Annotated in this window: 4 protein-coding genes; 1 reads left to right on the forward strand and 3 read right to left on the reverse strand. The window is 74.7% G+C overall.

The window, feature by feature from the left end; genetic code table 11:
* Positions 1 to 2568 (forward strand): pitrilysin family protein (locus Q7W29_02835; protein MDO9170744.1); only part of this gene is annotated, 2568 nt, incomplete at its 5' end.
* A gap of 67 nt (positions 2569 to 2635) precedes the next feature.
* Here Q7W29_02835 and Q7W29_02840 read toward each other — a convergent pair.
* From Q7W29_02840 to Q7W29_02850, 3 genes are all read right to left on the reverse strand, one after another.
* Entirely contained in the window at positions 2636 to 2989 is a 354-nt protein-coding gene (locus tag Q7W29_02840; protein ID MDO9170745.1) for a cupin domain-containing protein, read from the reverse strand.
* Between the two features lie 84 nt (positions 2990 to 3073).
* Complete coding sequence (locus tag Q7W29_02845; GenBank protein MDO9170746.1) at positions 3074 to 3556, reverse strand: flavin reductase family protein; 483 nt, start codon at positions 3554 to 3556, stop codon at positions 3074 to 3076.
* Positions 3557 to 3602: 46 nt separating this feature from the next.
* Positions 3603 to 4901 (reverse strand): ATP-binding protein (locus Q7W29_02850; protein MDO9170747.1); only part of this gene is annotated, 1299 nt, incomplete at its 5' end.

Genomic DNA, 4901 nt, shown 5'->3' on the forward strand with positions numbered 1-4901 from the left:
GCGGTCTGCAACATCTGGGTGCGCGTCGGCTCGAACCTGGAGCCCGACGGGGTGCGCGGCTGGGCGCACGGCATCGAGCACCTGCTGTTCAAGGGCACCGCCCGGCGTGCCGAGGGCGACTTCGCGCGCGAGGTCGCCGACCTCGGCGGCACCACCAACGCCGGCACCGGCTACGAGACCACGAACTACCACATCACCGTGCCGGCGGAACACCTGCCCGCGGCGGTCGACATCCTGCACGACGCCCTGTTCCACTCCGAGTTCGAGCCTGCGGCGCTGGACGCCGAGCGCAAGGTGCTGGTCCACGAGAACCACATGTACGACGACCAGCCCTCGGGCTTCGGCGTGACCTGGCGCTGGGGCCTGGAGCTGGCGCGCGACGTCAGCCCCTACCGGCACCCGATCGGCGGCCGGGACGAGGACCTGCTGTCCACGCCCCGCGAACGGATCGTCGACTTCTGGCGGGCCGCCTACCAGCCCGACCGCATGACGGCCGTGGTGGTGGGCGACGTCGAGGCCGGGGCGGTCCTGGACCTGCTGGCCGCGACCTTCGGGCCCGAGGCGCCGCCGCGCCCCTACGAGCTGCCGTCGCCGGCCGGCGAACCGCCCCACGACCGCCTGCGTGCGCGGCTGGCCCGGGGCGACCTGCAGCGCGTCTACGGCAAGCTGCTGCTGCCGGGCGTGGCCGAGAACGATCCCGACCAGCCGGCCCTGGCCGTCGTGCAGCAGATCCTGTCGGACGGGCGCAGCGCGCGGCTCTACCGCCGCATCCAGGAAGAGATGCAGCTGGTCGGCGGCATCGGCCTGCTGAGCGAATCCGGCCCGCGCGAGGGGCTGCTGGTGGTGGACTTCGAGACCGACGCCGCGAAGGTCGCGGCGGCCGTCGCGGAGATCGGCGGCCTGCTGCAAGAGATGAAGGACGCACCGCCGGACGAGACCGAGCTGGACCGCGCCCGCATCCGCACCGAGCGCGGCTACGCCTTCGGGCTGGAGACGGTGCAGGGACGCGCCGCGAACCTGGGCTGGCACGACGCCATGGGCGACCCGCAGGCCGCCTTCGACTGGCCGCAGCGGGTGGCGGCGGTGACCGGCGCCGACGTCCAGCGCCTCTGCCGGCGCCTGTTCGTGCGCGAGGAGGCCGCGGTCCTCGTCTACGCCCCCGCCGACGGCGGCGACGACGGGATCCCCGCGGACGCCGCCGCCTGGGAGGCGCTGCTGGCGCCGCGGCTCGGCGGACGCGCGGACGGGACGGGATCGGCGCCGACGGCGGCGACGATCGCTCCCAGCGGGAAGGAACCCGCGACCCCGGCCACCAAGACGACCGCGAAGAACGACCGCCCCTTCGAGGAGATCCTGCTGCGCGGCGGCCTACGCCTCTACGTGCGCGAGGACCGCAGCCTGCCGGTGGCGACGCTCAGCCTCTACGCCGCCGGCGGCGTCTGCCACCAGGCGCCGGGGCGGGAGGGGCTGGCCCACCTGACGCAGCAGGTCCAGGCCAAGGCGACGGCGCGGGAGGACGCCGCCGCGCTGCACGCCGCCGTCGAGGGCTGCGGCGCCTCGCTCTCCCCCTTCTCGGCGCGCGACCACACGGGGCTGTCGCTGACGGGCTTGACGGCCCGCCTGGACCCCCTGCTGGAGCGGCTGGGCCGCCTGGCCTGCGCGCCCGCCTTCCCCGCCGACGAGCTGGAGCAGGAACGCCGGCTCGCGCTGGACGACCTGCAGGCCCAGCAGGACGACCCCTTCCAGGCCGCCGCCCGCGCCCTGCGCGCCGCGATGTACCCGGACCACCCCTACGGCTCGCCCATGGCCGGCACCGAAGACTCGCTGCCGGGCCTGACGCGCGACGACCTCGTCGCCCACCACGCCCGCGTGTGGACGTCGCGCAACGTGCACGTGGTGGTCTCGGGCGACGTCGACCGCGACCGCCTCGCGGCGCGGATCGAGACGATCCTCGGCGACCTGCCCGACGCCCCCTCGCCGCCGCTGCCGCCGCTGGATCGCGTGCCGGCGGCCGCCGGCGTCGAACGACTACGCATCGAGCGCGACGTGCGCCAGAGCGTGGTGCTGTGCGGCTGGCGCGGCCCGCTGGACCCGAACACCGACCGCGCCGCGCTGGCGCTGCTGCAGAGCCTGTTGAACGGCCAGAGCGGCCGGCTCTTCGAAGCCCTGCGCAACCGCCGCTCGCTGTGCTACACGACCGGGATGCAGGCCGCCCGCGGCTTCGCGCCGGGCATGCTGGTCGGCTACGTGCTGACCGACCCCGCCACCGAGGACGCGGCCGCGGCCGCCCTGGTCGAGGAGCTGCGCCGCGTCGCCGCCGAGCCGGCGGCCGCGGTCGAGTTCGCGCGGGCCCGCGCGCGGCTCCTGGGCAACCTGCTGATCTCGCGGCAGAGCAACGCCGCGCGGGCGAGCCGCTGCGGCGCCGACGTGCTCTACGGCCGCGCGCCCAACAACATCGCCCACCACCTGAAGGAGATCCGCGCGCTGACCCCGCGGCGGGTCCGCGACGCCGCCGCGCGCTACCTCGGCTCCGACGATCACTGGGAAACGGTGCTGGGGCCGGTCTGAGACCGGTCGGGGAACGGCGCAGGGGCCGGATCGCGCGCGCGGTCCGGCCCCTGCCTGCGTCCGGCCGCTAGCCCCGCAGGGGGTAGCGGTGGGGATCGTCGCCCATGTCGATCACGTGCGACATCTGGCTGAACGAGGTGCGGTGCTTCTTGCCCGCGGGGATGTAGTAGACGTCGCCGGCCTGGTACAGCTCGGTGCGGCCCTCGATCTCCAGGGTCATCTCGCCGGTGACGAGGTAGCCCCACTGGGCGCCGTGGCTGTGGTCGGGGACGGTCACGCCTTCGTCGAAGCGGAAGAACGTCACCTGCTTCTCGTGGTTCTTCAGGGAGTGGCCGGTCACGCCGGCGACGTGGAATTCGATCGAGGGGAGCTTCAGGACTTCTTCGGGCCAGACGGTGTCGGCCGCTTGCAGTCTTACCATGGAGACCTCCCGGGGTGGGTTGGTGAAGGCAGGTTCCACTGCGCTCAGGATACCGGAATCCGGGTCGTTTGCAACAGGCTCTCTTCAACCTCGCGGGGCGTAGTCGGTTCCGCGCATCGGCAGCGCGGGGCCGCCCCCCACGACCTCCGAGACGAGCACTTCCCCGACCAGCAGTTCGTGGTCGCCGGCCGGGTGGCGGCCCACCAGACGGCACAGCAGCCGGGCCGCGCAGTCCCGCAGCGCCGGCACGCCCCCGCCCAGCAGGACGGCGGGCGCTCGCTCCCACTTGTCGAGGTCGCGGCCGGACTGCAGCCCGAACAGGCGCGCGACCTCCACCTGCCCCTCGCGCAGCACCGAGACCGTGAATTCCCCCCCGTCGCGCAGCAGCCCGTGGGTGTGCCGCAGCGGCGAGACCGAAACCACGAGCAGCGGCGGCGCGGCCGAGACGCGGGACACCCAGGCGGCGGTCAGGCCGCCCCGGCGCTCGCCGTCGGCGGCGCCGACGACCACCACGGGCGAAGCCAACAGCTGCAGGGCGGGATCGTGGGGCGAAGGCGTCAAGGCCATGGGATCCTCCCGGAGCGCGCGGGGCGGGACGGCGACCACCCCCAGCTTAGCCGCCGCAGGGGCCGCGGTCCAGTTCGCCGTCGGCGGCGCCGGCGCACTCGGCCAGGACCTCGGGGAAGGTAAAGGCGAAGCGTGAACCCCGGTCGACCTCGCTTGTCACGGTCAGTTCGCCGCCCATGGCCGCGACGGTCCGGTGGGCGATGGCCAACCCCAGGCCGCTGCCGCCGTGCTTGCGGGCGATGTCCCGGCCGGCCTGCTGGAAGGGCTCGAAGATCCCGTCCAGGCGGTCGGCGGGGATGCCGGAACCCGTGTCGGCGACCGAGACCTCGAGCCAGCCGGCGGCCTCCGCGCGGCGGCAGGCGACGGTGACCGCGCCGCGGCTGGTGAACTTCATCGCGTTGCCCACGAGGTTCATCGCCACCTGGCGCAGGCGCGTCGGGTCGCCCACCTGCCCGGCCGGCACCGCGGGGTCCACGACGAGCTCCAGGGCGACGCGCTTCTCGCGCGAGGACGAGGCGAAGATCCCGCACACCTCGTCGAGCACGTCGCGCGCGCTGTAGGGGATGCGCTCGAGGTCGAGGCGGCCGGCCTCGATGCGCGACAGGTCGAGCACGTTGTTGATCAGCGACAGCAGGACCTGGCCGCTCTCCTGGATGGACACCGCGAAGTCGCGCACGTCCCGGTCGCTCAGGTTCGGCATGGTCAGCAGGTCGGCGAAGCCGACGACGCAGGTCAGCGGCGTGCGGATCTCGTGCGACATCGCGGCCAGGAACATGCTCTTGCTGCGGTTGGCCAGCTCGGCGGCGCGGCGCGCGTCGCCGGCCTCGGCCAGCGCCCCTTCCAGGTCGGCCTTGGCCCGGGCCAGGTCGGCGGCCACCTGCGCGTGGCGCTGCATCGCCGCGCGGGCGGCGTCGGTGGCGTGCGCCTTCTCCTGCGTGTAGCGCAGGATCATCCCGGCGACCTGCAACTGCAGCACGGCGCCGGCCTGCCGGGCGTACTCCTCGCTGGCGCGGCGCCCCGCGAGGTTGGCCACCAGCTCGACCATGCGACGCTGCGCTTCGGCTTCGGCGGGCGGACCGTGGCCGACGAGCCGGCCGAGCACGGCGCGCTCCTTCTCGTGCGACAGCAGCACCGGCACGTGCCACAGCGCGGCGCCGCACGCCGGGCAGCTCGCGCCCGCCGGCCGCGCGCCGGGATCCGGGTCCGGGTCCGTTTCGAGCTGCTCGGCGACGGCCGCGACGCAGGCCCCGCTGCAGGCGGCGCCGGCTGCGGCGCCGCCGACGGCCAGAATGCGCCCGTCGTCGACCGGCCGGTAGCCCCGCCCGTCGCGCAGCACCAGGCAGGT

The organism is bacterium, assembly GCA_030654305.1.
In the GTDB taxonomy this organism is placed as follows: Bacteria; Krumholzibacteriota; Krumholzibacteriia; order LZORAL124-64-63; family LZORAL124-64-63; genus PNOJ01.

Excerpts from the sequence above, each read along its gene's own strand:
- Q7W29_02840 (MDO9170745.1), bottom strand. The coding sequence starts at position 2,989 with ATGGTAAGACTGCAAGCGGCCGACACCGTCTGGCCCGAAGAAGTCCTG.
- Q7W29_02845 (MDO9170746.1), bottom strand. The coding sequence starts at position 3,556 with ATGGCCTTGACGCCTTCGCCCCACGATCCCGCCCTGCAGCTGTTGGCT.